Source organism: Aquamicrobium terrae, from assembly GCF_040545735.1.
In the GTDB taxonomy this organism is placed as follows: Bacteria; Pseudomonadota; Alphaproteobacteria; order Rhizobiales; family Rhizobiaceae; genus Mesorhizobium; species Mesorhizobium terrae_A.
In genome coordinates this window covers 439,927-464,492 of record NZ_JBEPML010000002.1, presented here as the reverse complement: position 1 = coordinate 464,492, position 24,566 = coordinate 439,927, and the positions used below count along the sequence as shown (strand labels likewise).

Genomic DNA, 24,566 nt, shown 5'->3' with positions numbered 1-24,566 from the left:
TCATTCTCCTCGCGGGAAGCGTTTCTGGTCTTCCAGAACATTGAGGTCCATGTGGTTGCGCATGTAGCGCTCGGAAGCCTGCCTGAGCGGCTGGAAATCCCATGGGAAATAGGCGCCGTTGCGCAGCGCCGGATAGACCACCCAGCGCCGCGCCTGGCTCTGGCGCACGGCCGCGTCGAAGCCCGCCATGTCCCAGCGGGCGCGGACCTTTTCCATGAAGGCGGCAACCAGATCGGCATGCTGCGGGTCGGCGGCGAGATTGGTCAGTTCGAGCGGATCGGATTCCAGATCAAACAGTTGCGGCGGGTCGATCTCGCAATGCACGAACTTGTATCTGCCGTCGCGGATGGCGACCAGCGGGGCATAGGAGCCCTCGGCCGCATACTCCATCAGCACGGGTTCGCCGCGCTCGCTGCCTTGCAGGAGCGGCTTGAGCGATTGCCCGTCCGTCCATGGCATGATGCCGGAAATGTCGATGCCGGCGAGGTCGCACAGCGTCGGGCAGATATCGAGGTTGGACACCGCCGCGTCGATGCGGGCAGGCTCGATACCCTTGCCGGCAACCATCAGCGGCACGCGGCAGGAGCCCTCGAAGAAGCTCATCTTGAACCACAGGCCGCGCTCGCCCAGCATGTCGCCATGGTCGGAGCAGAACAGGATGACGGTGTCGTCCAGCATGCGCGTGCGTTCGAGCACGGCAAGCAGTTCGCCGACCTTGTCGTCGATGTAGGAGATGTTGGCGAAATAGCCGCGGCGCGAGCGGCGCACCTGCTCCGGCGTGATGTCGAAGCTGGCGTAGTCGCTGGCGAGGTAGAGGCGCTGCGAATGCGGGTCCTGCGCGTCATAGGGGATGAAGCCGGTTTCCGGCTCCAGTTGCGGGCAGCCCTCGTAGAGGTCCCAGTACTGGCGGCGCGCGACATAGGGGTCGTGCGGGTGGGTGAAGGAGACGGTCAGGCACCAGGGGCGGCGGCCGGCATCGTCGGACTGGCGCGACAGGTCGTAGAGCTTCTGGCCGGCGAGGAAGGCGACCTCGTCGTCATATTCCATCTGGTTGGTGATCTCGGCCACGCCCGCCCCGGTGACGGAGCCGAGGTTGTGATACCACCAGTCGATGCGCTCGCCGGGCTTGCGGTAGTCCGGCGTCCAGCCGAAATCGGCCGGATAGATGTCGGTGGTTAGCCGCTCCTCGAAGCCGTGCAACTGGTCCGGCCCGACGAAATGCATCTTGCCCGACAGGCAGGTGTGGTAGCCCGCGGCGCGCAGATGATGGGCGAAAGTGGGGATCGACGAGACGAATTCGGCCGCGTTGTCATAGACGCCGGTGCGCGACGGAAGCTGGCCGCTCATGAAGGAGGCGCGCGCCGGCGCGCAAAGCGGCGAGGCGGTGTAGTTGTTGCGGAAGCGGGCCGAGCGGGCCGCCAGCCCCTTCAAATGCGGCGCATGGAGGAAATCGGCCGGACCGTCCGGAAACAGCGTTCCGGCAAGCTGGTCGACCATGAGGATGAGGATGTTCGGACGAGCGGTCATGGGGTGTTGGCCTGCTGCTTGAGCTTCGCGTCGACATAGTCCTCGACAAGCGCGGTGGCGCTTGCCGGATTGGGCAGGCCGTCGCGCAGGGCGCGGCGGATGTAGAGCCCGTCGATCATGGCGGCGATGGCCTCGGCCATGCGCTCGGCCTCCGGGCGCGGGACGAGCGGCAAAAGACCGCTCATCAGGTTGGAATGCAGGCGCCTTGCGTAGACGCGCAGCAGGCGGCGCAGCGGCGGCGAGTTCTGCGCCTCGACATAGAAGGCGAGCCACGCATGCACGGTTTCTTCGCGGAACTGGCCGGTATTGAAGTTGACGGCGATGATCGCCGACATCCGTTCACGCGGTGTGGCGGCCCTGCCCAGGGCGGAGACGGCGTCGCGGCCCAAATCGGCCAGCAATTGTCGCATCGTGGCCTGCAGAAGCTCTTCCTTCGGGCCGAAATAGTGATGCGCCAGGGCAGATGAGACACCGGCCCGCCCGGCGATCTCGGCAACTGTGACATTGAGCGTGCCACGCTCGCCGATGGTCGAGATGGTGGCATCGATCAGCGCCCTGCGGCGCAGCGGTTCCATTCCGATTTTGGGCATTCTTCCGATCCTCTTGCCGGCAAGATTATTTTTTATTGACTGATCAATCAATCAAAAATTCGCAATCATGATGCTGCAACGCAAAACGGCCCTTTACGGCACGCCCGCGGATGTCCATCTTGGGCAAGGAGGAAGCCCGCAGGGCGGGCTGGTTCATCTGGAAGGACAGTTCCATGACCGCATGTATCGTCGGCTGGGCGCATTCGCGCTTCGGCAAGCTGGAAGGCGAAACGCTGGAAAGCCTCATCACCAAGGTTGCCGCAGAGGCGATGGAGCATGCGGGCATCGGGCCCGAAGATGTCGGCGAGATCGTGCTGGGCCATTTCAACGCCGGCTTCTCGGCGCAGGATTTCACCGCCAGCCTGGTGCTGCAGACCGACGACCGGCTGCGCTTCAAGCCGGCGACGCGGGTGGAGAACGCCTGCGCCACCGGCTCGGCCGCCGTGCGGCAGGGCATTCGCGCCGTCGATAGCGGCGCGCGTTTCGTGCTGGTGGTGGGCGCCGAGCAGATGACCACCACGCCCGGCCCCGAGATCGGCGCCAATCTGCTCAAGGCCTCTTACCTGCCGGAGGATGGCGATACGCCGGCCGGTTTCGCCGGTGTGTTCGGCAAGATCGCGCACGCCTATTTCCAGCGCTATGGCGACCAGTCCGATGCGCTGGCCGCGATCGCGGCCAAGAACCACAAGAACGGCGTCGACAATCCCTATGCGCAGATGCGCAAGGATCTCGGCTACGACTTCTGCCGGCAGGAAAGCGAGAAAAACCCTTTCGTGGCCGGACCGCTGAAACGCACCGACTGCTCGCTGGTTTCGGACGGTGCCGCGGCGCTGGTGCTGACCGATGCGACGACTGCGCTTTCCATGCGCAGGGCGATCGCCTTCCGGGCCAATGAGCATGTGCAGGATTTCCTGCCGATGTCGAAGCGCGACATCCTGCTGTTCGAGGGCTGCGAGCAGGCCTGGGCGCAAGCCTTGAAGACGGCTGGCGTGACGCTGGACGACTTGTCCTTCGTCGAGACGCACGACTGCTTCACCATCGCCGAACTGATCGAATATGAGGCGATGGGGCTGGCAAAGCGCGGCGAGGGGGCAAAGCTGGTGCTGGAAGGCTATACCGCCAAGGACGGCAAGCTGCCGGTCAATCCCTCCGGCGGGTTGAAGGCCAAGGGCCATCCGATCGGGGCGACCGGCGTGTCGATGCACGTGCTGACGTCGATGCAACTGGCGGGCGAGGCAGGCGGCATCCAGGTGCCGAATGCCAGGCTCGGCGGCATCTTCAACATGGGGGGCGCGGCCGTCGCCAACTATGTGTCGATCCTCGACCGTATCCGGTAACGCGGGAGCAGGATCGCAGACATGGCAAATCCGGTTCTGGTCGAGGTGCTTCGCGGCGCCGTGGTGGAGAGCGCCCATCGCGGCGTGGTGGCGGTCTGCGATGCCGACGGCAAAACCGTCTGGGAAATCGGCGATACGGCAAGGCCGGTGTTTCCGCGCTCGGCGGTGAAGGCGATCCAGGCGCTGCCGCTGGTCGAAAGCGGTGCGGCCGACGCCTATGGCTTCGGCGACCGCGAGCTGGCGCTGGCCTGCGCCTCCCATTCCGGTGAGCCGGAGCATGTCGAGACGGCGCGCTCCATGCTGGCACGCGCCGGATTGGACGAGGCGGCGCTGGAGTGCGGCAGCCACTGGCCGAGCAGCCACGCGGCGACGGTGACGTTGGCGCGCGCCGGCGGCGAGCCCAATGCGTTGCACAACAACTGTTCGGGCAAGCATGCGGGCTTTCTGTGCGCCTGTTGCCACTCCGGGATCGCCCATCGCGGCTATGTGAATGCCGGCCACGAATTGCAGGGCATGGTGCGCGATGCCATGGAAGCGGTGACGGGTGCGGCGCATGACGTGGACCATTGCGGCACCGATGGCTGCTCCATTCCCACCTATGCCGTACCGCTGCGCAGTTTCGCCGCCGGCTTTGCAAGAATGGCAACCGGCAACGGGCTGGGGCCGGTGCGGGCGAAGGCGGCGCAGCGCCTGCTTTCAGCCTGCATGGCGGAACCGTTTCTGGTGTCCGGAACCGGCCGCGCCGATGAAAGCCTGATGAAAGCGGCACCCGGCCGCATCTTCGTCAAGATGGGGGCGGAAGGTGTCTATTGCGCCGCCATACCGGAACTGGGGCTCGGCATTGCGCTGAAATGCGATGACGGCGCGGTCCGCGCCGCCGAATCCATGATTGCCGGCGTGCTGGCAAGGCTGATGGCCGGCGAGGAAGAACTGGCGAGGGAACTGCGTCGGCAGGCGGTGCAGCCGATCCTGAGCCGCAACGATGTCGAGGTCGGACAGGTGCGACCCTCCGAGGCGTTGAACTGAGAAGGTCATGAGCAGGGCTTTCACGCGCGAAGAGGATACCGAGAATGCCGCGGCCGTGCTGGGCGAGCGCCCGGTCAGCCCGCACGCAATCTCGTGACGGCGGCCGGCCTTGCCATGATCGAGGCCGAACTTGGCCGTTTGCGTGAGGACATGGCGCGGGCCGAGGCCGAATCCGACCGGGAACGCGTGGCGCTGGCGGCACGCGACCTGCGCTACTGGACCGCGCGGCGCGAAAGCGCCGAACTGTCCGTTCCGGACGCCGCTTCCGATGTCGTGCGCTTCGGCATGACGGTGGCGCTGGAAGACGAGGACGGCAAGGCGGCGCGGTGGCGGATCGTGGGCGAGGACGAGGCCGATCCGGCGAAAGGCTCGATCTCGCACGTCTCGCCGATGGCGCAGGCGCTGTTCGGCAAGAAAACCGGCGAACTCGTCGCCGTTAACGGCCGTGAATGGGAGATCGTGGGGCTGTCGGCGGAAGCCTGATAGCTTCACTCCTCGACCGGCACCGTATGGTCGCGGAAAAAGGCGGCCGCGCCGGCTTCGTCGATCTCGCCGGCGGCGACACCCATCGTGAATTCATACAGCGTGCCGTTGTCGGCTGTCAGCGCATGCCCATTGACCAGCAGAAATGTGCCGGCCGCGACGATGGCCGTACGCTTGTTGCCGTCGACGAAAGCATGATTTCGCGCCAGCCCGAACACATAGGCTGCCGCCAACTCATGGATCGATGGCGTGCCATAAACGGCCTTGTGCTCGGCACGGGCGAGAGCCGATTCAAGAGCATTTTCATCGCGAAGACCCTGTGCTCCACCATGACGACGCAACTGTTCGGCATGCATGGCCTCGACCGCGCGACGGCCCAGAAACTCCCAGCTCATTCCGCAAGCTTCTGAAGAGCAACCTTGTACTTGTCCATAATCCGGCGCGCAGCCTCCATCTGGCGCTCGAAACTGTCGTCCACCGGTTCAAGGGTAAAACCCTTGTCGGTTTCGACGATCGAAAGCTGGTCGCCGGCCTTGATGTTGAGGCGCTCAAGCAATTCCTTCGGCAGGATGACGCCCTCGGAATTACCGATCTTGCGGATGGTCGTGTTCATGGCAGCGTTCCTTGTTGCAACGCCAATTATAACATTGGTGGGAAATGTTGCAACAAGGATTATAACAATGGTCGCTACTGACCGACACCAACCGGATCGTCGAGCCTCAAGGGGAGCAGCGCCTCGCAGAAGACGACGCCGTCGGTGGGCGCGGGGTGGCGCTCGGCCGGCAGGGTCGGGACGGTGCCGCCGGATGCGGCGGAACTGACCCGGTTGGCGGCAAGGGATTTCCGGCGCTCCTCGCCCGATGCCCTGACGCGCGCCTGTATGTGGCCGGCCTTGAGGCTGGGCAGGATGCCGCCTTCCTGCTCGATACGCTGGAATTCGGCCCAGGCCTGCTCGCAGAGGCTGTCAATGAGCGCATCGACGTCGCCGATGGTCGTATCTTCCTGAGCCACCAGGAACTGGATGTTGCGGGCGACGCGCCGGGCATCGCCTTCGGGCAGGCCGTGGGCGATTGTGTGCGGCAGCACGGCGATGGAATCCGCGCCGCCGGCGGCGGCACCCAGGCATGCGGCCGCATTGCGGGCGACATTGCCGGCGAGGTCGTGCCTGTCCATGAACCGCACTGAGGTTTCGGCATGGACGCTGGCCCGCGCCGGCGGGATTGCGAAACCTTCCTGCACACGTTGCCACAGCCGCCGCAACGCCTTGATCTTGGCGGCCGAAAGGCGCGCATCGTCATCGACCCCGAGTGCGAAGCCGATATGCGGCGCGGCATAGACCAGCGCCTGGCGCGCTTCCTGGAACAGGCGCAGATGGGCGGCGGCCGAAGCCAGCATGGCGCCGAGTTCCTGCGCCTCGCTGGCGCCGGCATTGTTGAGCACGCGCCCGTCCGCCTCCAGCAGGATGCCCGGCACGTCCATGGCGAAGAAATGCGCCAGCGATTGCGGCATCGATGCCTGCAAGGCCTCGATGGTCATGCGCAGCCGGCCGGTGCCGGCGAAAGTGGCGGCCGGATCGATGCCGAAGGAGAGGTTGAGGCGGGACGGATCGACCTTGCCGCCGCTGAGCAGCGTCACCAGCCAGTCGGCCATGGCGCGGCTGGCGGGGTGAACGTCGAGGCGGAGGTAAACCTTGTCCAGCGGCACGCCGTCGAGCACCCGCTCGAGCGCCTGGGCCGTGCCGGGCAGACCATAGCCGAAGGCGTTGGGGGCACCGTCGAAAATCAGCGCCAGCCCTGTCGCGCCCCGGGCAAGGTCTTCGGAGATCTGCGCGCGGGCCCTTTCGACATCCGGGTCGTCGATGCGCTGGCAAATCGTCCATCGTCGCGTGGCCGGGTCGGCGCGCCCGTCCTGAACCTCGTTGCCAAGCGCCTTCTCGGCGAGGTCCCGCCACCGCTGCTCCTGGCCGTGGCGATCTGCTGCTTTATCGGTCAAGAATTGATTCCTTTGCTGCACCCCCAGGGCCGCTGCATCGGCCGGGACCTTGCCAGTGTAAGGTTCCTCTCCATCTACCGCAATGCAGCAGATGGGTGAGGGAAGAAGTTGCATCTTTGAATTTGGCTGCTGCCTTACTATACCTGCCAGTGGTGCGGCCTGTGCGGGCGGACCGATCGGGATTGCGGAGAACTCATGATGGCCGGTGACGACAGCATTTTCCTTGGCGCGAGCCGCAAGCCCGACGACAGCTATCAGGGGCCGCAGGAGCTGCTGCTGCGCTACGGCAACCGCCACGGGCTGGTCACCGGCGCGACCGGTACCGGCAAGACGGTGACCTTGCAGATCCTGGCGGAAGGCTTCTCCAATGCCGGTGTGCCGGTATTCTGCGCCGACGTCAAAGGCGACCTTTCGGGCATTTCGATGATGGGCGAGGCCAAGGACTTCCTCACCAAGAGGGCGCAGGAAATCCATCTCGATCCCTATGAATTCCAGGAATTTCCGGTGATTTTCTGGGACCTGTTCGGCGAGCAGGGCCATCCGATCCGGGCGACCGTTTCGGAAATGGGGCCGCTGCTCCTGTCCCGGCTGATGAACCTCACCGAGGCGCAGGAAGGGGTGATGAACATCGCCTTCCGCATCGCCGACGAGGAAGGCCTGCTGCTGCTCGACATGAAGGATTTGCAGGCGCTGCTTTCCAACATCGCCGAACGGGCGGGCGAGATCGGCGCACGCTACGGCAATGTCACCAAGCAGTCGGTGGGCGCGATCCAGCGCTCGCTGCTGGTGCTGGAGCAGCAGGGGGGTAACAACTTCTTCGGCGAGCCGGCGCTGAACATAAGCGACCTGATGCGCACCACGCGCGACGGCCGCGGCGCCATCAATGTGCTGGCCGCCGACAAGCTGATGATGAATCCGCGCCTCTACGCCACCTTCCTGCTGTGGCTGATGTCGGAACTGTTCGAGGTGCTGCCGGAAGTCGGCGACCCCGACAAGCCGAAGCTGGTGTTCTTCTTCGATGAGGCGCATCTCTTGTTCGACGACGCGCCCAAGGCGCTGGTCGACCGCGTCGAGCAGGTGGTGCGGCTGATCCGCTCCAAGGGCGTCGGCGTCTATTTCGTCACCCAGAACCCGCTCGACGTGCCCGAAACCGTGCTGGCGCAGTTGGGCAACCGCATCCAGCATGCGTTGCGCGCCTACACGCCACGCGAGCAGAAGGCGGTGAAGACGGCTGCCGATACCTTCCGGCCCAATCCCGATTTCGATTGCGCGACGGCGATCACCCAGCTCGGCACCGGCGAGGCGCTGGTCTCGACGCTGGAGAACAAGGGCGTGCCGTCCATGGTCCAGCGCACGCTGATCCGTCCGCCGTCGTCGCGGCTCGGGCCGGTGACGCCGCAGGAGCGGCAGAAGATCATCGGGCAAAGCCCGGTGGCCGGCCAGTACGATCGGACCGTCGATCGCGAATCGGCATTCGAGATTTTGCAGAAGCGTGCGGCCGAGACCCAGGCTGCCCAGGAGCAGACGCAGGGCCAGGGCAATGGCGGGTCGGGCTGGACCCTGCCCGATTTCGGCAATGCGCCGGCGCCTTCGGGGCGCACCCGCAGGGCGCCCGCGCCACGCACCTCCAACCGCCAGACGGTTACCGAGGCGGCGATCAAGTCGGTGGTGCGCTCGGTCGGCTCGTCGGTCGGCCGTGCGCTGGTGCGGGGTATCCTCGGCAGCCTGACCCGCCGCCGCTGAGGCGTTTTTCGCGGCTAACAAGGAAAAGGCGGCACGCTGGTGCCGCCTTTTTCGTTTCGGGAGCTATCGACTTCGCGTCAGAGCCACGAACGTCCGACGCGGCCAAGCAGGGTCGAGCCTTCGGGCACGCCCGCATCGACGGGCGTTCCGGTCGGGTCCACATTGGCCACCGGCGCGCCGAGCCCGTTGGTGACGAGGATGGGCGTCTTGCCGGGAACGCGGCTGTAGAGATCGATGATGTCCTGGTTCATCAGGCGCACACAGCCCGACGAGATCGACTTGCCGATCGAATGCCATTCCGGTGAACCGTGGATACGGTAGAGCGTATCCTCGTTGTTCTGGAAGATGTAGAGCGCGCGCGCGCCGAGCGGGTTCATCAGGCCGGGCGGCATGCCGCCGTTGCGGATGCTGTATTTCTCGAGTTCCGGCTGGCGGGCGACCATTTCATCCGGCGGCGTCCACTTCGGCCATTCGCGCTTGTACTGGACGACGGCGCGCCCGGACCATTCGAAACCGGCCCGGCCGAGGCCGACGCCGTAGCGGATGGCCTGACCGTCTTCACGCACCAGATAAAGGAAATGCTGGGAGGTATCGACGACGATGGTGCCGGGACGCTCGCCGGTCGGATCGGGCACGATCTGGCGCAGGAACTTGGGATCGATCTTGCGATAGGGGACGGCCGGCACTTCATAACCGCCGTCGAAGACCGGCCCGTACATGATGTCGTAGCTGCCGAGCTCGGGCTGGGCCTGGGGCTCGGGCGGAAGCGTGGGGACCGGCGAGGTGGTGGTGCAGGCCGATACGGTAGCCGCGGCCGCGCCCATTGCCGCGACGTTGAGGAAACGGCGCCTTGTCAGCAGGACGGGAGGTGCATCTGTTGCCATGAGTTGTGGTCTCGATCTTTCCTGTACTGTTCAATCGGCGCCGCTGCTGGCGTCGCCGCTCCCGACCGGGGCGATAGGTAGCGCCGAATCTGGCCGCAGGGAGGACAAATAAAGGCGAACATGTGACTTAGGTTCCACTGTTGCCGAACGGCAACGGGTTGGCCGACGGTATCCGGCGCGGCTGAAAGGAAGGTAAACAGGTTGTGTATTCCGCACTGGCTCAACGAATATGGCGTCCTCGGCATTGACGACAAGGCGGCAGGGGAATTCCTATGGCAGGACAGGCCTGAAACCGGACGGATCGTGAAATGACATTGGCGAAAGCGACACAGACGACGACCTGGAGCTATGTGGATGGCGGCTGGCATGAGGGCAATGTCGGCCTGATCGGCCCGATGAGCCATGCCATGTGGCTGGGCTCGACCGTATTCGACGGCGCGCGCTGGTTCGAGGGCGTGGCTCCCGATCTCGATCTCCATGCCGCGCGGGTGAACGCTTCGGCGATCGCATTGGGGCTGAAGCCGACGGTGAGCCCCGAAGAGATCGTGAACCTGACCCGGGAGGGATTGAAGAAGTTCGACGGCAAGACGGCGGTCTATATCCGCCCCATGTATTGGGCCGAGGACGGCGGCTATATGGGCGTGCCCGCCGATCCGGCGTCGACCCGCTTCTGCCTGTGCCTCTACGAATCGCCGATGCTTGCCCCGGAAGGCTTTTCGATCACAGTCTCGCCGTTCCGGCGTCCGACGCTTGAAACCATGCCGACCAACGCCAAGGCGGGATGCCTCTACCCCAACAATGCCCGCGCCATCCTGGAAGCGAGGATGCGCGGCTTCGACAACGCGCTGGTGCTGGACATGCTGGGCAACGTGGCGGAGACGGGCTCCACCAACATCTTCATGGTGAAGGACGGGCATGTCTTCACCCCGGCCGCCAACGGCACCTTCCTGGCCGGAATCACGCGCGCCCGTACGATCCAGCTGCTGGCGGACTACGGTTTCCGCACCACGGAAAAGACGCTCACGGTGCGCGATTTCCGCGAGGCGGATGAAATTTTTTCCACCGGCAACCATTCCAAGGTCGTGCCCGTTATCCGCTTCGAGGACAGGCATTTGCCGGCCGGCCCTGTGGCCAAGAAGGCCCGGGAGCTCTATTGGGAATGGGCGCATTCGACTTCCTCTGCGTGAGCACATAAAAGGGAGCCGGTGCTTGGCCGCGGGAGTTGTTCCCGAGGGATACAGACCTATGTTAGTCCGGCAACCCCGCCGGATTTTTTGAGGAGTAAGACCAATGGCTTTCGAACTTCCCGCTCTCCCCTACGACTACGAGGCGCTTCAGCCTTACATGTCCAAGGAGACGCTTGAGTACCACCACGACAAGCACCACAAGGCCTATGTCGACAACGGCAACAAGCTGGCGGCAGAGGCCGGAATGAGCGATCTGTCGGTCGAGGAAGTGGTCAAGCAGTCGTTCGGCAAGAACCAGGGTCTCTTCAACAACGCCGCGCAGCACTACAACCACATCCATTTCTGGAAGTGGATGAAGAAGGACGGCGGCGGCAACAAGCTGCCGGGCGCCCTGCAGAAGGCGGTGGACAGCGACCTCGGCGGCTACGACAAGTTCAAGGCCGATTTCATCAACGCCGGCACCACGCAGTTCGGCTCGGGCTGGGCCTGGCTTTCGGTCAAGGACGGCAAGCTGGAGATTTCCAAGACGCCGAACGGCGAGAACCCGCTGGTCCATGGCGCTTCGCCGATCCTCGGCGTCGATGTGTGGGAGCACTCCTACTACATCGACTACCGCAATGCGCGTCCGAAGTATCTGGAAGCCTTCGTGGACAGCCTGATCAACTGGGACTACGTGCTGGAAATGTACGAAAAGGCCGGGGCCTGATCTTCCCGGAGCAAAGCCCCGGCAGGTTCCGGGGCTTTGTTTTTTCCGGCCTCACGCAAGCGTGAGGGGAAATCCGCGGCATTTTGGGCCAGCTTAGCACCGATCTCCGATTCCCCCGGAGCAGCCACGTTTCTTCACCAGATACGGAGCCAAGAATGAGAAAGCTTGTACTCGCCATCTCCATCCTCGCCCTTGCCGGCGCCTCGGCCTTTGCCGATCCGCTCGCCGACAGGCAGGCCCTGATGAAAGAGCGCGGGAAGCTGACAGGCGAACTCGCGAAAGTGGTGAAGGGCGAGCAGCCTTTCGATGCCGCGGCGGTGCTCAAGACGTTGCAGGGCATGCAGGCCAATGCCGGGCGCTTCGACGCCGACGTACTGTTCCCCGAGGGCTCCAACACCGGGGACACCGAGGCTTCTCCAAAGGTCTGGGAGGACAAGCCCGGCTTCGAGGCAGCGGAAGGAAAGTTCGAGGCCGCCGTGAACGCAGCGGTGACGGACGCGCCTGCCGACCTCGATGCGCTCAAGGCCAAGTTCGGCGCGATCGGATCGAGTTGCGGCGCCTGCCACGAGACCTTCCGCATCAAAAAGGGCTGATCACGGCCCATGTCCACGCTTGGAAAGATCGCAGCCGCCCTTGTGGTACTGGGCGGCGCAGGCGGGCTGGCAGGGTGGCTGCTTTCGGCACCGGAGCGGCCCGATCCGCAGATCATGGCGGCCACGGCGCCTGGCGACGTGGACAATGGCCGGCGGATGTTTCACGCCGGCGGTTGCGCTTCCTGCCATGCGGTAAAGGGCGCCGAGGGCGACGCCCGCTTCGAGCTTGCCGGCGGGGTCGAACTCAAGACGCCGTTCGGCACCTTCGTCGCCCCCAACATTTCACAAGATGTCCAGGACGGTATCGGCAACTGGACGCTGGACGATCTCGCCGCCGCAATGCTGAAGGGCGTGTCCCCCGGCGGCCGGCATTATTATCCTGCATTTCCCTACGCCTCCTATGCCCGCATGAAGCCGCAGGACATCGCCGATCTCTTCGCCTTCATGAAGACCCTGCCGGCTGTGGCCGGACAGGCGAAGGCTCACGACCTCGCCTTCCCGTTCAATATCCGCCGCGGCATCGGCCTGTGGAAGCTGCTCTATCTCAGCGATGAGCCGGTGGTGGCGCTTGCGGACGACGCGCCGGAACAGGTGCGGGCGGGGCAGTATCTGGTCGAAGGTCCGGGCCATTGCGGCGAATGCCACACGCCGCGCGATTTCGCCGGCGGCAGCAGAAAGGGCCAATGGCTGGCCGGCGCGGTGGCCGCGGAAGGCGAGGGCATCGTACCCAATATCACCTCGGGCGAGGGCGGTATCGGCGACTGGTCCGCCTCCGACATCGCCGGCTATCTGGAAACCGGCTTCACGCCCGACTTTGATTCGGTCGGCGGCTCGATGGTCGAGGTGCAGAAGAACATGGCCCAGTTGGCGCCGGAAGACCGGGCGGCGATCGCGGCGTATCTCAAGGCGATCCCGGCGCATCCGAACGGCTATCCGGCGCGCCGGCCTGAACCGGCCGCGCAGTAAGGGCCGGCCTGCTTACCGTACCTGAAATAGTACCGCCAACCATGCCGTTACGTTTCAAAGTCCCGGCATGGATTCCCGACACTCTCCATTCGCTTCGCTCCCTTGGCCGGGATGACGGAGGGATGAGCCTCATCCCTCATGAAACTCGGGCGCGTGAAGCTCAGACGGCGGCCTTGCCGGTGACCTTCAAAGCGAAGGCATAGGTGTAGGCGATCTCCTCCAGTCGCGAGAAGCGGCCGGAAGCGCCGGCATGGCCGGAGTCCATATTGATCTTGAACAGGACCGGATTGTGGCCGCTCTTGCGCTCGCGCAGGCGCGCGACCCATTTCGCGGGCTCCCAATAGGTGACGCGCGGGTCGGTGAGACCGGCCAGCGCCAGCACCGGCGGATAATCGAGCGCGCCCACATTGTCATAGGGCGAGTAGGCGGCGATGGTCCGGTAGTCCTCTTCCGAGGCTATGGGGTTGCCCCATTCCGGCCATTCGGGCGGGGTGAGCGGCAGCGAGGCATCGAGCATCGTGTTCAGCACGTCGACGAAGGGAACCTCGGCGATGATGGCGCCGAAGGCAGCGGGGGCCATGTTGGCGACGGCGCCCATGAGCATGCCGCCGGCCGAACCGCCCTGTGCGACGATCCGGTCGGGTGACGTATAGCGTTCGGCGACGAGGTGCTTCGCCACGGCGATGAAATCCTTAAAGGTGTTCTGCTTGTGCGCCTTCTTGCCGTCGTCGTACCAGCCATAGCCCTTGTCCTTGCCGCCACGAACATGGGCGATGGCGTAAACGAAGCCGCGATCCACCAGCGACAGGCAATTGGTGTTGAATGAGGCCGGGATGGTGATGCCGTAGGAACCATACCCGTAGAGCAGGCAAGGCGCCGACCCGTCGAGCGGTGTGTCGCGATGATAGAGCAGGGAGACCGGCACGGTCTCGCCGTCCTCGGCCGGGGCCATCAGGCGGCGGGTGACGTAGGCGGCCGGATCGTGGCCGGAAGGCACCTCCTGCGTCTTGAGCAAAGTGCGCTCGCGCGTGCGCATGTCGTAGTCGAACACCTGCGCCGGCGTCGTCATGGACGAATAGGAGAAGCGCAGCACATCGGTGTCGTATTCGTAGGAACCGGCCATGCCGAGCGAATAGGCTTCCTCGTCGAAGGCGATGGCATGCTCCTCGCCGGTGGCGCGCTCGCGCACCACGATGCGCGGCAGGCCCTCGAACCGTTCGAGGCGCACGAGATAGTCCTTGAAGCCCATGATCGACAGGATGAGCCGGCCGGGCTGGTGCGCGACCAGTTCCTTCCAGTTGGCGCGGACCGGATCGGCCGCCGGCGCGGTCATGATCTTGAAATCCTTGGCGCCGCCTTCATTGGTGAGGATGAAGAAGATGTCGCCGCCTTCCTCCAGGTCATATTGCAGGCCGGTTTCGCGGGCGGCGACCAGCCTCGGGGTGCCGAGCGGATCGGCGGCGCTGACGATCCGGTATTCGGAAGTCTCGTGATCGCTGATGCTGATCATGATCCAGTCGTTGCGGCGGGTGCCGCCGACATTCATGAAGAAGCCGGGGTCGGTCTCCTCGTAGATCAGCCTGTCATTGGCGGTATCGTCGCCGAGCTTGTGGAACAACACCTTGGAAGGCCGGTGATTGTCGTCCAGCAAGGTGTAGAAGAAGCCTTCGTTGTCGGCTGCCCATGTGCCGCCGCCCCCCGTGCTTTCGATGACGTCCGCCAGCTCCGTGCCGGTGGTGAGGTCGCGCACGCGCAGGGTGTAGAATTCCGACCCCTTGTCGTCGCTGGCCCACAGAAGGCGCTTGTGGTCGGCCGAATGATCGAGGCCGCCGAGCTGGAAATAGGCCTTGCCCTCTGCTTCCCGGTCGCCGTCGAGAAGGATTTCCTCCTCGCCGCCGCCGGCAGGCTTGCGGAAATAGCGCGGATGCTGGCCGCCGAGCCGGTAGGACGAGCCGTAGGCATAGGGACCGTCCTTCATCGGCACCGAGGAATCGTCTTCCTTGATGCGGCCCTTCATTTCGGCGAACAGCGCTTTCCGGAGATCGGCGGTGTCGGCCATCAGCTTGGCCTGATAGGCATTTTCAGCTTCCAGATGGGCACGGATGGCCGGATCGAGCTTCGATGGATCGCGAAACACCTCCTGCCAATTTTCGGCCCTCATCCACGCATATTCGTCGGTGCGGGTGACGCCGTGCCTGGTATCGGAAAGGGGATGCTGCCGGGCGTGGGGCGGTTGCGCCGGTTCGAAGGGCGTCTTCAATGTCATCTTGCGATATCCGTCTCTTTTACAGGTGAATGACCACGTCAGGCACTCAGGTTCAAGTCCCGCCGGCCGCTGCGGCCGAAGATAATAATAATTCTACCGCTTTAAGGCAGATGAGCCGCCAGCTCGGTGACTTGGAGCTTGTCGTTGTGTATTGATAATTGAATTCCTCGACTGAAAAAATCATCCATGACTATCGAAACAGCCGAAAGAGGTGATTGACTTGACAGTCATCTGGGATCATGAAGTTCGCCTACGGGCGAATCGCAGTCGACGCCCATGACATCAGAATCCGCAGATGCCCATGAAGTGCTCATTGGCATCGTTATCTCGTTTCTCGTTGGGATTTCACCATAATGGACACTGCCGAAACATCTCCGAAAAGCAGCGACACGCTGATTGAACTTACAGCTGATGTCGTGGCGGCTTATGTGAGCAACAATCCGGTGCCGGCTTCCGAATTGCCGAACCTGATTGCAGACATCCATGCCGCGCTCGGCCGCGTCGGCGGCAGCGTTGCACCCGAGCCGCAGCCGGTGGACAAGCAGAAGCCTGCCGTGAACCCGAAAAGGTCCGTGCACGACGAATACATCGTCTGCCTGGAGGACGGCAAGAAGTTCAAGTCGCTCAAGCGCCATCTCATGACGCACTATGGGCTGACGCCGGAACAGTACCGCGAAAAGTGGGGCCTGGACGCGAACTACCCGATGGTCGCGCCGAGCTATGCCGCAGCCCGTTCCCAACTGGCCAAGAAGATGGGCCTGGGCCGCAAGCGCAAGGGTCGCTGAGCCCGCCTTTCAGGTTCGAAAATCAAAAAAACGGCGCCTTTGGGCGCCGTTTCCTTTTTCAGGCCGGTCCTGGACAAAGGCTGCTTGCGGGCTCCCGCAACCGGTCGCGGGCCTGCTTCAGGGCGATATGGCGGTTGAGATCGTAGCTCCAGTGCCGCCGCAGGCCCTTCAGGCGCTCGCGCTCCAGAAGGCGTTCGATACGCTCGACCAGTTTCAGCCGTGCCTCGCCCCCGGCGTGGAGTGCGTCTTCCAGATCGAAACCGCAGAGCAGGCGCACGGCCACCAACTGGCCGGCCTCCATGGCCTGCTCGTGCTTGTGTCTGGCAAAATTCCGGGCGTCCCTTTGCAGTGATCGCATGCGCCGTCTCCTTCTATGGGGCACCCACTATCGGCCGTGGTGGAGAGGCGGGGAGTAAAACGGCCGGGCCGCTCTTTTTCCAATGGTGAATGTCGTGAAATATCAACCATTTGAGAAATGTTGACAGGTGCGAGTGTTCGTTGTTTGTTCACAAGGTCGAGAAGACCTCTTATAAGGAATGTATTCCTATTCTGGAGGAAATTTCGTGCACGCCCATATGAAGCCACTTCTCGACGACCCTCCTCAATTCAGCGAGGAGGCAGAGGCAGACGACCCTCCCTCGCACGTCCTTCCCAAACGCAGGGACGAGATCGCGCTGGAGGTGTGCGAATGCCTGATCGACATGGCGTCCGCTCTGTTTTCGGTGTCGTCGAAGGAATTGCGCCGGCCCGGCCGCACATCGCAGCCGGTGGCGCGCGTGCGGCAGATCGCCATGTATGTCGCCAATGTGGAACTGCGGCTGACCATGAGCGATATCGGGCGCGGCTTCGGGCGTGACCGCACCACGGTGGTGCATGCGTGCCAGATCATCGAGGACCTGCGCGACAATCCCGAATTCGACAGCGTGGTGCACATGTTCGAGCAGATCGCCGCAGCCGCCTTCCGCAACCGCCTGGGGATATGAGCAAGATGCAGCATGCATACCGGGAATTGCCCCTGCGCGTCCTGAAGTTCCTAGCCAGGGGGCCGGGACGGACGTCCACGGCCGCCCATGGCGACAAGATGCTGATAGAGGCCGGGGACCGAGGCACGGTTTCCGTTCAGCGCGACGTGTTCGGATGGCTGGTGTCCGAGGGGATCGTGAGCGTTTCCGGGGGAAGCATATGCCTTTCCCGGCAAGGCGGGGAATTGATGCGCGATATGGAGGCTTCGTCCGTGCCCGGCGGGCCGGGGCAGAACATCGGCGCAATTTGTATCGATACGGGCGATGGCGCGCGGCCCGTGCTTGCCAATCTTTCGGAATCGCCGCTTGCGCAACTGGCGCGACTGCGCACCAGAACGGGAGCCGCCTTCCTTTCCGCTCGCGAATTCGAGGCGGGCGAACGGCTTCGCGCCGACTATACGCGCGGGCAACTCATGCCGCGTCTCGGCGCGAACTGGATCGCCAGCGTGGCTTCCGGAAAGCGCGCGGGCGGCGGCGGGGTGGCGGAACTGACCGATGCAGCGCTTGCCGCGCGCATGCGGGTGGAGAAGGCGATCGCGGCCGTGGGACCGGAACTTTCCGGCGTCCTCATCGATGTATGCTGCTTCCTGAAGGGGATGGAAACCGTGGAGGTCGAGCGCGCCTGGCCGGTGCGCTCCGGCAAGGTGGTGCTCAAGACCGCGCTTGCCGCCCTTGCCCGGCACTATTGGCCGAATGCCTCATCGGCGGAAGCAAGGCCGGCCCGCATGTTGCACTGGGGTACGCAGGATTATCGCCCGCGCATGCATGGACCTTAAGAGGAGAATTGGCGGGAACGTGCCGGGCCGCCTCATGCGGCCTGGCTGGCGCCTTCCGCATCGGTGCGGATGCGCTTGACCATGGAGCGCAATCCGTTCGAGCGCTGCGGGGTCAGGTGCTCGTCCAGCCCCAGCTTGCGCAGCGTGCCTTCGGCGTCGATTTCCAGGATCTCGCTGGCTTTGCGCCCGGAATAGAGCGCAAGCAGGATGGCCACCAGACCGCGCACGATATGCGCGTCCGAATCCCCCTTGAAGGTGATGACCGGATCGGAACCCTCGCCATAGCTGGTGGTGAGCCAGACCTGGCTGACGCAGCCGGGCACCTTGTTGGTCTGCGTGCGTGCGTCGTCGGGGAATTCGGGCAGCGCCTCGCCGAGTTCGATGACATAGCGGTAGCGCTCCTCCCACTCATCGAGCAGGGAAAAGTCTTCGAGTATGCTTTGGATCGTCGTCGCCATGACGTTCGATATAGTGTCCGGGCGGCGCGGCGTCACGGAAAAAAGCGTCGGAGCGGCTTCCGAGGGCCGTGGTGGCCCGGACGTCAGTCCTGCTCGGGAATGCTGCCGGTGGTGACGGGCTCTTCCGGCTGGACCGGAGATTTGGCCGGCGCGTCCTCGATGACGGTCACGGCGATCCGCGCGGCGTATTTGGCGCGCTCGGTCACGGTGTGCAGGGCCGAGGCACCGGTTTCGCAGACCTCGGGCTGGCGTTCGCACATGCCGGCAATGTCCCCCACGGCATCGCGCGCGGCCAGCAGCGCCTGGATGGGGTTGACGCTCTCGCGACCGTTCTCGTCCGGCCCCACGTCGAAGGGCAGGGCCAGCAGCACCAGCGAGAACCAGAATGCAAACCTGATCAGGAAACCCATGTCCGTCTTCTTTCTTGAGGTCCCTTCCTCGATTGGCCCTATCCTAGCCGGGTCGAGCCAAGGACCGATTGCAACCAAGGCAGGAATTTTATTAAAATTTGAGATAGTTCCCGCGCCGGCTGTATTCGGACGTCGGACCTGAACGGGACCTGAAACGTTCCACCCCCATCGGGCTCCTTGCCCTATCCGGTTGATTCGGCGTCGAAACATCTCGTTCCTGTCTGCGACATGCGCCCGGAATGCAGGGGCAGGGCCGGCTAACCCCGCATTTACCATGGCGGGAATTGGAGCCTGTCCGGGGCGGTTTCAGGAAAAAAATGCCGTCGAACTGGGCCGGCCGCGCCGGGCTTTATCCATTCCTTAAAGGCTGGATGCGACTTTCGGGGCCAACCACAAACGATCTGCCAAGCAGGTCCGCACGAGGCGTTGAGTTGAGTTCGATTGCGGCAAGATACGTTGGATTGCCTGGCGCGATTGCGACAGGCTGCGAGCGTCTCGTGCATGGCCGCGTGAGCGACGGCCGGACGCGTAGCCGCCATGCCCGATTCATCGGCGTCATGCTTGCCGCACCGTTCCTTGCGGCCGGCAGCGCGGTGACGCTGGTGACCGCCAATCTCGGCGCCTCGGCGACGCTGGCAGCGATACTGGCGATCTTCGGCCTGTGCTGGCTGGCAGCGCTTTGGGTGTCCGCCACCGGCCGGGCAAGGGAGGCCGGCGCCGCAGTGCTTGCGGCCACGGCGCTGGCGCTGGGGACGCTGATCGGATTTGCCGGCGGGCTCGCGTCGCCCGTTGCGCTGCTGCTGGCGGCACTTCCCGTCGAGGCCTGCTGGGTGAGCCGGTCGCGGCGCTGGGCGCTGGCAGGTGGGGCGGCGGCGCTGGGCTGCGCGGCGATGCAGTTCCTTCCCGGCGAGATGGCCCTGCCTGTTTTCACCCAGCCGGCGGCTTGGCACTGGCTCTTGCCGCTCGCCTGGGCCGCGACGCTGGTTCCGCGGCTGGCCGGCCTGCACGAAACAGGCGACGGCCGGGCCGATGCGACCCCTGACCTCGATGTCGAGGGGCTGGCCGGCGTCGTCCTGCTGCGCCTCAACCGGCAGGGCGAGGTGCTTGATGTCGGCGCGCGCACGCAAGCCGTGCTCGGCCTGGCCCCCGATCTCCTGCTCGGCAATGCCCTGTTCGATCGCATTCACATCGCCGACCGCATCGCCTATCTGAACGCGCTGGCCGACATGCGCGACGGCGCGGTGGCGGCGCGCGTGGAACTCCGCATCCGCTTGCCGAAGGCGGCCGAGGCATCGTCCGGCAACTATCGCTCGTTCCTGCTCGAAATGGCCAAGGGCGACGGCGATGGAGCCGCCTTCCTGGCTTTGCTGCGCGACAATTCCGAGATGGCCGAACTGCGACGGGCGCTTGCGCGCGCCGAGGAGGTGGCCGCCGGCGCGGACGTGACCAAGAGCCGGTTCCTCGCCGCCGTCAGCCATGAACTGCGCACGCCGCTCAATGCCATCATCGGCTTTTCCGACATGCTGCTGCACGAGATGTTCGGCCCGTTCGGCGATCCCCGGCAGAAGGAATATGTCACCCTGGTGCGCGATTCCGGGCAGCACCTGCTGGAAGTGGTGACCTCCATCCTCGATGTTTCGCGCATCGAGGCCGGCGCCTACCGCACGCATCCGGAGCCGTTCCGCTTCGTGGAAGCCGCCGAAATGTGCCGCTCCATGATGCAGTTGCAGGCCGATACCAAGAAGGTCCGGCTGGACCTGCGCGTGGCCGCGGACGCTGGCGAGGTGAATGCCGACCGCCGCGCCATCCAGCAGATCCTCATCAACCTGGCTTCCAACGCGATCAAGTTCACGCCGGAAGGCGGCGAGGTCGCAATCGGCGCGCGGCGTGTCGGCTCGCGGCTGCATTTCTGGGTCGCCGACACCGGCATCGGCATCGCCGAGGAGGACCTCGCGCTGATCGGCCAGCCCTTCGTGCAGGTGCAGAACGACTATACGCGCGGCTTCGAGGGGGCCGGGCTCGGGCTATCGCTGGTCAAGGGGCTGGTGAGCCTGCATGAGGGCACCTTGTCCATCGACAGCATGCCGGGCGAGGGAACCACGGTTTCGGTGAGCATTCCGGTCGATGGACCGAAGGGAGAGGGAGAGAGGTTGATCAAGCTGGCGGACGCGACGCCGGCAGCAAGGAAGAACGGGGATTGGAATGGCTCGCTCCGCAAAACGGGCTAAGGGGAAGAAGACGAAGGGCACCCGTCCCGGCGTGGTGCAGCGTGGAGCGGTCGCCGTCGGCGACATGGTCTCGCGCAATCCGGTGCTGGTCGGCGGCTCGACCGCCTTCCTGGTGACGTTGTTCTACGTTTCGGCAAATGCGCTGTGGTACCAGCCATTCCCGCATTCCAGCGCTTTCTTCGCGACCAGAAACCTGCAGAATTTCCCCGTGTCCGAACCGGTCGAGCCGGAGACGACGATCAATATCGTGCGCCCGGATCCGGCAGCGCGCCCGGAGCCGCCGCGGGGGGATCCGGTCGTGCGGCAAGTGCAGTCCATCCTGCGCGATCTCGGTTTCTACAGTGCCGAGCCCGACGGCCTGACCGGCCCGAACACGCGCGATGCGGTTGCCGCCTACCAGCGCAAGGTGGGATTGGCCCCGACCGGGTCGATCGACGATGCGCTGCTCGGCCAGTTGGGTGCCGCGCCGGCGGCGGTGGTGCCGACGCCCGCCAGCCGCAACGACATGACCGGCTCGGTGACCCCGGCCGGCATGGACGACAACGCCCGCATCGTGAAGGTGCAGGCGGGCCTGCGGGCTTTCGGAAACCCGGACATCCAGCTTGACGGTATTGTGGGCGCGCGCACCAAGGCCGCGATCAGCGAATTCCAGTCGATCTTCGGCCTGCCGGTGACCGGCGAGGCGGATGCCGACGTTTATGCCAAGATGCGCGAGGTCGGCCTCACCGATTGAGGCCGCGCCGGCTCGCCAAGGCCCGGCCCTGCTGCTATGCAGCGGGCATGATCGACACAACGACACGCTCGAACTGACATGCGGGTGACGACCGACCTGTGGGCGGCTGCCCTGCTGCGCCGCGTGTTCAATTCCGGCGGTTTCGCCGCGGTGCTCCAGCGGGGCGCCGGCGAGGCGGGTGCGGCCTTCATTCTCGTCAGGGACAGGTTCGGCGAGGTGAGGCTGCTCGGCCCGGCTCCCCAGACCAGCTACGATTCGGCGCGGCCGGACGAACGCCTGTTCGTGCGTGTCGGGAACGGCGAAACGGCCGAGCAACTGGATGCGCGGATCGAGCGGGAGAAGCGATTCGACCCCGATATCTGGGTGGTGGAGATCGAGGCCGGATCGCTGCCGGTCGAGGAACTTGTTTCGATCAGGGAGTGAATCTCATCCGGCCTTCTGGGCGGGTGAACTTTCATGGGGCCCGGTGTTGCCAGGTTCCGCCCATGTCGCGACCTTGGCGACGGCGGCTTTCGGCTGGAGGCCGCGATAGCGTTCGAGGAACAGGCGCACGCTGCCGACATCCGGAAACGAGCCGGGGCAGGCCGCGCTGACGATGAGGAAGGCTTCCGGTTCCTTCAGGCTCAGCGCGCGCAGCGCGATAAGCAGCGAAAAATAATCCGAGGGAGAAACGATCCGTCGCGCCTTGTCGAATTCGATGTCGAGGGCATCGGCAAGAGCCGTCTGGAAGAAGGCGGCGTTGGTGTCGAGCGCGGCTTCAAGCAGCCTGTTGAAGGTTTGCGGCGTGGCCGGCGCCACCGAGAACGCCGATTGGCGGTTGTCGACCATCATCGACCGCAGTTGCTCGCGCGTCCGGTCGGCAGCCTGGCCGGGCTCGGGCGCGGCATCGTCCCTTGGGGGTGGTGCAGGACGATCCAGCGCCCGCACAAGGCTTGCGATGGTGGGGTGGAGATCCTTCCGCCGTGCGATGGCGCGGGCATGCGGCAGCCCGTGCCTGCCGATGAGCGCGATGATCTGGACATCGCCCAGCGCGCGCGAGCGGATCAGCAGGGGAGCGGAAATCTCCACCGGCATGTCGGCAAGGCGCTTCACGAGGCCGGGCGGGGCGCTTTCGCACTCCGAAAGCGCGGCGGCGGCGAAGCGCAGGGTTTCGGGCGAGACCTCGTCGAACAGGGGCAGGGTGAGATCGTCGAGCTGGGCGATCTCCCGACGTGAGGGACGGGTCAGCGCGCAGAAAGCGGATACGGCGGCACGGAACAGCCGCTCGGCCTTGCCGGCTTCGGTCCTGATCGCGATTTGCCGGAAATCCGAGGATGACACGAAGATACGCCTTGAACGACTCGCGATGAACCGGCGGGCCAACGACGGCCGACCGGCGGAACTCGTCTCAAATTAGCCGCGATCCGTTAGCGCTCCGTTAACCCTCCCGGTGGCCTTATTCACAAAGGAGGCGTTGCGTTGTGCTCCGGTTCAACCGAGAGGAATGCGCGAAATGGGTATAGTCCTGTCTTTCACGCCGCAGAGCGCGGCCATGAAGAAACCTTCCAGAGCCTATGGAACCACGGGGTCCGTGGTCATCTTCCCCGGTGTCCGCTACGAACGCGCGGAGGCCGGCGCGGCTGCACCGCAGGGCAAAACACCTTTGTTGCCCGTGGAATTACCACCGGTACCGAAGCACTGAAGGCGGCTACAGTTCCTTCAGCTCGCAGGAGCTTTGCTGGAGGAAACGGGAGACGGCGGGGCGCCAGCTTTCGTCGGGGACGAAGGCGCGCACCACGACGATGCCTTCCGCGATCGGGGTTTCCACGAAGATGGAACCGTCGAGATCAGCCGGCAACTGCCGCCGCACCTCCAGCATCTGGGCCGGGGTGAGGGCGACCATGTCGAGCGTGGCGTTGGTCGCGCTGTGATCGTTGAAACTGTAGATGTTGTGGCCGTTGCGGTCGTAGACAGAGACCGACCAGAACGGGGCCTTACCCGGCGCCCGGACCTGGATCATGCCGTCGGTCAGATCGAAGCGGCAGGCGGCGGCGAGGAAAAGCGGATCGACCGACTTCACCACCGGCTGGCCTCCGGTCTCGGCTTCGAGCGGGGTCATGCGATAGAGGTCGGACGCCATGGCAAGACGCGACCATGCGTCCCGCTCCGACAGCTCCGGTACCATCATGAGCACCAGGATATGGACAATACCGGCGCCGACGAGTCCGACCAGGACGGCATAGAGCAGCTTACGCATTGCAACCGCTCCTGACGATGCGCGGCAGGTCGATGCCCGACAGGCCGGTGCTGCTGGCAATGGGGGTGTCGTAGAAGGTGAGTACGAAATACATGGCCCCCTTGCCCTCGGTCAGCAGCCAGTTGCCGGGGGCAGGGCGGGCGGAGGCGGTCAGGCGGACGGAGTTATCCTGTTCCCGCAACACCTGGTAGGATTGCAGGGCTGCCGGGCGGGTCTTTCCAGTGTGCAGGACATCGAGCGACTGGTTGGCCGCGTAAAGCGTCCAGAAACGGGCAATCGGGAGATGGCCTTCGATCCGGTAGGTGCATTCGCGCAGCAACGGCTGGCCGCTGGAATCGTGGCGGGCGACAAAGGCGAGCCCTTCGGCGCGGCCGAGCGCCAGCACACCCTCGCGCGAGACGCGTGCGCTGGTGTAGGGATCTGCCGCCGGCGTGCCGATGTCGGGAAAGGCGGTCCAGGCGCCGATGGTGATGGCACCGGCCCCTTTCTGGACATGCAGGGCATACCAGACGCTGGCCGCACCGCCGCCGATGGCGATGATGAGCGCGATCAGCGCCAGCATGGCTCTTTTCAGCATCAAGGGCCCCGATGAATCGTCGAAGGGGAGTTACCGCGCCG

General features: G+C 64.7%; 27 protein-coding genes and 1 pseudogene. 14 read left to right on the top strand and 14 right to left on the bottom strand.

Annotation, left to right across the window (positions count from 1 at the left end; translation table 11 throughout):
* The 3 genes from betC to ABID37_RS04985 are packed head-to-tail and all read right to left on the bottom strand — an operon-like array spanning position 1 to position 2,292.
* On the bottom strand, positions 1–1,527 hold the full coding sequence (betC, locus tag ABID37_RS04995) for a choline-sulfatase (protein ID WP_354193002.1): 1,527 nt from the start codon (positions 1,525–1,527) through the stop codon (positions 1–3).
* Positions 1,524–2,117, bottom strand: coding sequence for a choline-binding transcriptional repressor BetI (betI, locus tag ABID37_RS04990; RefSeq protein ID WP_354193001.1), 594 nt, complete (start codon positions 2,115–2,117; stop codon positions 1,524–1,526). Before betI ends, betC begins: the two co-directional genes overlap by 4 nt.
* Before the next feature lie 43 nt (positions 2,118–2,160).
* The gene (locus ABID37_RS04985) at positions 2,161–2,292 is read right to left on the bottom strand and encodes a hypothetical protein (protein ID WP_354193000.1); all 132 of its coding nucleotides are present in this window, start codon (positions 2,290–2,292) and stop codon (positions 2,161–2,163) included.
* Here ABID37_RS04985 and ABID37_RS04980 point away from each other — a divergent pair.
* The 3 genes and pseudogenes from ABID37_RS04980 (at position 2,291) to greA (ending at position 4,963) form a co-directional block, all read left to right on the top strand.
* Positions 2,291–3,454, top strand: coding sequence for an acetyl-CoA acetyltransferase (locus ABID37_RS04980; protein ID WP_354192999.1), 1,164 nt, complete (start codon positions 2,291–2,293; stop codon positions 3,452–3,454). The two genes, ABID37_RS04985 and ABID37_RS04980, sit on opposite strands and share 2 nt — an antisense overlap.
* Positions 3,455–3,475: 21 nt before the next feature.
* Positions 3,476–4,480, top strand: coding sequence for an asparaginase (locus tag ABID37_RS04975; protein WP_354192997.1), 1,005 nt, complete (start codon positions 3,476–3,478; stop codon positions 4,478–4,480).
* Between the two features lie 7 nt (positions 4,481–4,487).
* Positions 4,488–4,963 (top strand): annotated as a pseudogene (gene greA / locus ABID37_RS04970) (transcription elongation factor GreA).
* A gap of 5 nt (positions 4,964–4,968) precedes the next feature.
* Here greA and ABID37_RS04965 read toward each other — a convergent pair.
* The 3 genes from ABID37_RS04965 to ABID37_RS04955 form a co-directional block, all read right to left on the bottom strand.
* Positions 4,969–5,358: a type II toxin-antitoxin system death-on-curing family toxin gene (locus ABID37_RS04965; RefSeq protein WP_354192996.1), complete on the bottom strand. Its 390-nt coding sequence runs from the start codon at positions 5,356–5,358 to the stop codon at positions 4,969–4,971.
* Positions 5,355–5,576: an AbrB/MazE/SpoVT family DNA-binding domain-containing protein gene (locus ABID37_RS04960; protein ID WP_354192995.1), complete on the bottom strand. Its 222-nt coding sequence runs from the start codon at positions 5,574–5,576 to the stop codon at positions 5,355–5,357. The genes ABID37_RS04965 and ABID37_RS04960 overlap by 4 nt, the downstream gene beginning before the upstream one ends.
* A 74-nt stretch (positions 5,577–5,650) precedes the next feature.
* The gene (locus ABID37_RS04955) at positions 5,651–6,955 is read right to left on the bottom strand and encodes a methylmalonyl-CoA mutase family protein (protein WP_354192994.1); all 1,305 of its coding nucleotides are present in this window, start codon (positions 6,953–6,955) and stop codon (positions 5,651–5,653) included.
* 198 nt (positions 6,956–7,153) lie between these two features.
* Between ABID37_RS04955 and ABID37_RS04950 the strand changes: the two genes are divergently transcribed.
* Positions 7,154–8,698 (top strand): helicase HerA-like C-terminal domain-containing protein, encoded by a 1,545-nt coding sequence (locus ABID37_RS04950; protein ID WP_354193058.1) that lies wholly within the window; start codon positions 7,154–7,156, stop codon positions 8,696–8,698.
* A 77-nt stretch (positions 8,699–8,775) separates the two neighbouring features.
* On the opposite strand, the gene ABID37_RS04945 is transcribed toward ABID37_RS04950, so the two are convergent.
* The gene (locus tag ABID37_RS04945) at positions 8,776–9,582 is read right to left on the bottom strand and encodes a L,D-transpeptidase (RefSeq protein ID WP_354192993.1); all 807 of its coding nucleotides are present in this window, start codon (positions 9,580–9,582) and stop codon (positions 8,776–8,778) included.
* A gap of 308 nt (positions 9,583–9,890) precedes the next feature.
* On the opposite strand from ABID37_RS04945, the gene ABID37_RS04940 reads away from it, so the two are divergent.
* The 4 genes from ABID37_RS04940 to ABID37_RS04925 all read left to right on the top strand — a co-directional run bounded on the left by ABID37_RS04940 (position 9,891) and on the right by ABID37_RS04925 (position 13,034).
* The gene (locus ABID37_RS04940; RefSeq protein WP_354192992.1) at positions 9,891–10,769 is read left to right on the top strand and encodes a branched-chain amino acid aminotransferase; all 879 of its coding nucleotides are present in this window, start codon (positions 9,891–9,893) and stop codon (positions 10,767–10,769) included.
* A gap of 103 nt (positions 10,770–10,872) precedes the next feature.
* On the top strand, positions 10,873–11,475 hold the full coding sequence (locus ABID37_RS04935) for a superoxide dismutase (protein WP_354192990.1): 603 nt from the start codon (positions 10,873–10,875) through the stop codon (positions 11,473–11,475).
* Positions 11,476–11,630: 155 nt separating this feature from the next.
* Positions 11,631–12,068, top strand: coding sequence for a c-type cytochrome (locus ABID37_RS04930; RefSeq protein ID WP_354192989.1), 438 nt, complete (start codon positions 11,631–11,633; stop codon positions 12,066–12,068).
* Between the two features lie 9 nt (positions 12,069–12,077).
* On the top strand, positions 12,078–13,034 hold the full coding sequence (locus tag ABID37_RS04925) for a cytochrome c (protein ID WP_354192988.1): 957 nt from the start codon (positions 12,078–12,080) through the stop codon (positions 13,032–13,034).
* Positions 13,035–13,194: 160 nt separating this feature from the next.
* On the opposite strand, the gene ABID37_RS04920 is transcribed toward ABID37_RS04925, so the two are convergent.
* Positions 13,195–15,300: a S9 family peptidase gene (locus tag ABID37_RS04920; protein WP_354192987.1), complete on the bottom strand. Its 2,106-nt coding sequence runs from the start codon at positions 15,298–15,300 to the stop codon at positions 13,195–13,197.
* Between the two features lie 353 nt (positions 15,301–15,653).
* On the opposite strand from ABID37_RS04920, the gene ABID37_RS04915 reads away from it, so the two are divergent.
* Positions 15,654–16,085 carry a Ros/MucR family transcriptional regulator gene (locus tag ABID37_RS04915; RefSeq protein ID WP_354192986.1) on the top strand — a complete coding sequence of 144 codons (432 nt, stop codon included), beginning with the start codon at positions 15,654–15,656 and terminating at the stop codon, positions 16,083–16,085.
* A 58-nt stretch (positions 16,086–16,143) separates the two neighbouring features.
* Here ABID37_RS04915 and ABID37_RS04910 read toward each other — a convergent pair whose 3' ends face one another.
* Complete coding sequence (locus tag ABID37_RS04910) at positions 16,144–16,443, bottom strand: cytoplasmic protein (RefSeq protein ID WP_354192984.1); 300 nt, start codon at positions 16,441–16,443, stop codon at positions 16,144–16,146.
* A gap of 205 nt (positions 16,444–16,648) precedes the next feature.
* Between ABID37_RS04910 and ABID37_RS04905 the strand changes: the two genes are divergently transcribed.
* Positions 16,649–17,068 carry a helix-turn-helix domain-containing protein gene (locus ABID37_RS04905; RefSeq protein WP_354192983.1) on the top strand — a complete coding sequence of 140 codons (420 nt, stop codon included), beginning with the start codon at positions 16,649–16,651 and terminating at the stop codon, positions 17,066–17,068.
* Between the two features lie 5 nt (positions 17,069–17,073).
* The gene (locus ABID37_RS04900) at positions 17,074–17,883 is read left to right on the top strand and encodes a DUF6456 domain-containing protein (RefSeq protein ID WP_354192982.1); all 810 of its coding nucleotides are present in this window, start codon (positions 17,074–17,076) and stop codon (positions 17,881–17,883) included.
* Between the two features lie 32 nt (positions 17,884–17,915).
* Here the strand turns inward: ABID37_RS04900 and ABID37_RS04895 are convergent, their stop codons facing one another.
* Both ABID37_RS04895 and ABID37_RS04890 read right to left on the bottom strand, forming a co-directional pair.
* Complete coding sequence (locus ABID37_RS04895; protein WP_354192980.1) at positions 17,916–18,341, bottom strand: SufE family protein; 426 nt, start codon at positions 18,339–18,341, stop codon at positions 17,916–17,918.
* 83 nt (positions 18,342–18,424) lie between these two features.
* Positions 18,425–18,751, bottom strand: coding sequence for a DUF5330 domain-containing protein (locus ABID37_RS04890; RefSeq protein WP_354192979.1), 327 nt, complete (start codon positions 18,749–18,751; stop codon positions 18,425–18,427).
* 461 nt (positions 18,752–19,212) lie between these two features.
* On the opposite strand from ABID37_RS04890, the gene ABID37_RS04885 reads away from it, so the two are divergent.
* The 3 genes from ABID37_RS04885 (at position 19,213) to ABID37_RS04875 (ending at position 22,135) form a co-directional block, all read left to right on the top strand.
* Positions 19,213–20,979, top strand: a complete 1,767-nt coding sequence (locus ABID37_RS04885) for a sensor histidine kinase (protein ID WP_354192978.1) — start codon at positions 19,213–19,215, stop codon at positions 20,977–20,979.
* Positions 20,954–21,712, top strand: a complete 759-nt coding sequence (locus ABID37_RS04880; RefSeq protein ID WP_354192976.1) for a peptidoglycan-binding domain-containing protein — start codon at positions 20,954–20,956, stop codon at positions 21,710–21,712. The genes ABID37_RS04885 and ABID37_RS04880 overlap by 26 nt, the downstream gene beginning before the upstream one ends.
* Before the next feature lie 78 nt (positions 21,713–21,790).
* Positions 21,791–22,135 carry a DUF1491 family protein gene (locus tag ABID37_RS04875; protein WP_354192975.1) on the top strand — a complete coding sequence of 115 codons (345 nt, stop codon included), beginning with the start codon at positions 21,791–21,793 and terminating at the stop codon, positions 22,133–22,135.
* Positions 22,136–22,138: 3 nt separating this feature from the next.
* Here ABID37_RS04875 and ABID37_RS04870 read toward each other — a convergent pair whose 3' ends face one another.
* The 3 genes from ABID37_RS04870 to ABID37_RS04860 all read right to left on the bottom strand — a co-directional run bounded on the left by ABID37_RS04870 (position 22,139) and on the right by ABID37_RS04860 (position 24,525).
* Positions 22,139–23,032 (bottom strand): hypothetical protein, encoded by an 894-nt coding sequence (locus ABID37_RS04870; protein WP_354192974.1) that lies wholly within the window; start codon positions 23,030–23,032, stop codon positions 22,139–22,141.
* 367 nt (positions 23,033–23,399) lie between these two features.
* On the bottom strand, positions 23,400–23,948 hold the full coding sequence (locus ABID37_RS04865) for a DUF1254 domain-containing protein (protein WP_354192973.1): 549 nt from the start codon (positions 23,946–23,948) through the stop codon (positions 23,400–23,402).
* Entirely contained in the window at positions 23,941–24,525 is a 585-nt protein-coding gene (locus ABID37_RS04860; RefSeq protein ID WP_354192972.1) for a DUF1214 domain-containing protein, read from the bottom strand. The genes ABID37_RS04865 and ABID37_RS04860 overlap by 8 nt, the downstream gene beginning before the upstream one ends.
* Positions 24,526–24,566: the final 41 nt, after the last annotated feature.

What these genes read in the sequence shown, in the direction of transcription:
- ABID37_RS04925 (WP_354192988.1), top strand. Translation starts at nt 12,078, where the DNA reads ATGTCCACGCTTGGAAAGATCGCAGCCGCCCTTGTGGTACTGGGCGGC.
- ABID37_RS04860 (WP_354192972.1), bottom strand. Translation starts at nt 24,525, where the DNA reads ATGCTGAAAAGAGCCATGCTGGCGCTGATCGCGCTCATCATCGCCATC.
- ABID37_RS04940 (WP_354192992.1), top strand. Translation starts at nt 9,891, where the DNA reads ATGACATTGGCGAAAGCGACACAGACGACGACCTGGAGCTATGTGGAT.
- ABID37_RS04930 (WP_354192989.1), top strand. Translation starts at nt 11,631, where the DNA reads ATGAGAAAGCTTGTACTCGCCATCTCCATCCTCGCCCTTGCCGGCGCC.
- ABID37_RS04865 (WP_354192973.1), bottom strand. Translation starts at nt 23,948, where the DNA reads ATGCGTAAGCTGCTCTATGCCGTCCTGGTCGGACTCGTCGGCGCCGGT.
- ABID37_RS04895 (WP_354192980.1), bottom strand. Translation starts at nt 18,341, where the DNA reads ATGGCGACGACGATCCAAAGCATACTCGAAGACTTTTCCCTGCTCGAT.
- ABID37_RS04950 (WP_354193058.1), top strand. Translation starts at nt 7,154, where the DNA reads ATGGCCGGTGACGACAGCATTTTCCTTGGCGCGAGCCGCAAGCCCGAC.
- betI (WP_354193001.1), bottom strand. Translation starts at nt 2,117, where the DNA reads ATGCCCAAAATCGGAATGGAACCGCTGCGCCGCAGGGCGCTGATCGAT.
- ABID37_RS04960 (WP_354192995.1), bottom strand. Translation starts at nt 5,576, where the DNA reads ATGAACACGACCATCCGCAAGATCGGTAATTCCGAGGGCGTCATCCTG.
- ABID37_RS04910 (WP_354192984.1), bottom strand. Translation starts at nt 16,443, where the DNA reads ATGCGATCACTGCAAAGGGACGCCCGGAATTTTGCCAGACACAAGCAC.
- ABID37_RS04890 (WP_354192979.1), bottom strand. Translation starts at nt 18,751, where the DNA reads ATGGGTTTCCTGATCAGGTTTGCATTCTGGTTCTCGCTGGTGCTGCTG.
- ABID37_RS04935 (WP_354192990.1), top strand. Translation starts at nt 10,873, where the DNA reads ATGGCTTTCGAACTTCCCGCTCTCCCCTACGACTACGAGGCGCTTCAG.
- ABID37_RS04915 (WP_354192986.1), top strand. Translation starts at nt 15,654, where the DNA reads ATGGACACTGCCGAAACATCTCCGAAAAGCAGCGACACGCTGATTGAA.
- ABID37_RS04980 (WP_354192999.1), top strand. Translation starts at nt 2,291, where the DNA reads ATGACCGCATGTATCGTCGGCTGGGCGCATTCGCGCTTCGGCAAGCTG.
- ABID37_RS04920 (WP_354192987.1), bottom strand. Translation starts at nt 15,300, where the DNA reads ATGACATTGAAGACGCCCTTCGAACCGGCGCAACCGCCCCACGCCCGG.
- ABID37_RS04975 (WP_354192997.1), top strand. Translation starts at nt 3,476, where the DNA reads ATGGCAAATCCGGTTCTGGTCGAGGTGCTTCGCGGCGCCGTGGTGGAG.
- betC (WP_354193002.1), bottom strand. Translation starts at nt 1,527, where the DNA reads ATGACCGCTCGTCCGAACATCCTCATCCTCATGGTCGACCAGCTTGCC.
- ABID37_RS04875 (WP_354192975.1), top strand. Translation starts at nt 21,791, where the DNA reads ATGCGGGTGACGACCGACCTGTGGGCGGCTGCCCTGCTGCGCCGCGTG.
- ABID37_RS04900 (WP_354192982.1), top strand. Translation starts at nt 17,074, where the DNA reads ATGCAGCATGCATACCGGGAATTGCCCCTGCGCGTCCTGAAGTTCCTA.
- ABID37_RS04965 (WP_354192996.1), bottom strand. Translation starts at nt 5,358, where the DNA reads ATGAGCTGGGAGTTTCTGGGCCGTCGCGCGGTCGAGGCCATGCATGCC.
- ABID37_RS04985 (WP_354193000.1), bottom strand. Translation starts at nt 2,292, where the DNA reads ATGGAACTGTCCTTCCAGATGAACCAGCCCGCCCTGCGGGCTTCCTCC.
- ABID37_RS04880 (WP_354192976.1), top strand. Translation starts at nt 20,954, where the DNA reads ATGGCTCGCTCCGCAAAACGGGCTAAGGGGAAGAAGACGAAGGGCACC.
- ABID37_RS04945 (WP_354192993.1), bottom strand. Translation starts at nt 9,582, where the DNA reads ATGGCAACAGATGCACCTCCCGTCCTGCTGACAAGGCGCCGTTTCCTC.